Source organism: Bartonella sp. CM120XJJH (genome assembly GCF_042194715.1).
Classification (GTDB): domain Bacteria; phylum Pseudomonadota; class Alphaproteobacteria; order Rhizobiales; family Rhizobiaceae; genus Bartonella.
In genome coordinates this window covers 370-1,266 of the sequence record NZ_JBHINE010000068.1, presented here as the reverse complement: position 1 = coordinate 1,266, position 897 = coordinate 370, and the positions used below count along the sequence as shown (strand labels likewise).

Here is an 897-nt window from a genome sequence, read left to right as displayed (position 1 = left end):
AAATTCAAGCATGTTCAGATAATCTTGCTTCGTATTTAAATGCCCTGGATAATCTATCATCTCTATTGTCCTCCTCTAAACAAAGCGGCGGGGACGGCTACAGCCTCGAGCCCCTAACATCTCACCCTTGAAACTACGAGAATACTGACCACTACGAAAAAACGAACCATTAGAGACACCACCACTCCAAAGACCTCCTCCTACCAACACATTCATATCTGTTCTAAAAGCCGTCCTTCCCGCTGTTACAGAAGGTATCTGTATTGGAAAAGTCTCTGATAAAAATTGTGAAACATAACCGCAGCCATCCTCACACCCTATATGTGAAATCATACGCCTATTCGCCGTATCAACGTGTCCTCCAGAACTCTTAGGAGAAGGGGCTTTCTTCCCTTGAATATTTGTCTTTTCATTACTTCCATACATCGCAGACGCAAATTCTGTATCATTGAGAAAAGATTTTTTAACACGCAACATATCAGATAAGTGATCTGTATAAGTACGGTTTGTTGTGATCGGAGTACCATACGCCGAGCGCGTATTTTCACCCGTCCCTGACTGGAGATAAATATCAACCCAAAGATCTGTAGAGGGGTCGTAGACCATCCCTTCTGGACTACTATGCGGGCGGTGATTCAAACACCAAACTGAATTGGGTAAGATATCCCCTGCTCTATAACCAGACAATGGATGACCGGAAATCTCTCCAACATCCGCACAAAGCGTATGAAACCCTCCTATCTTGACAGAATTATCCGCTGTGTATCCATCTGGATAAGTAGCATTCTGTGACACAACCGATTGGATGCTATCGTCTTTAGGAACAACATAAACATAATAATTTTTTCCTGCTTCAAGTTCAATGTCGAACTTGGTAGGGGTGTCCTCTGGAGTCTT

At 43.1% G+C, this 897-nt stretch carries 1 pseudogene; it reads right to left on the bottom strand.

The features are described 5' to 3' along the window. Window positions 1-75: 75 nt before the first annotated feature. Window positions 76-897, bottom strand: a pseudogene (locus ACFIKU_RS09745) (hypothetical protein); the annotation flags it as partial.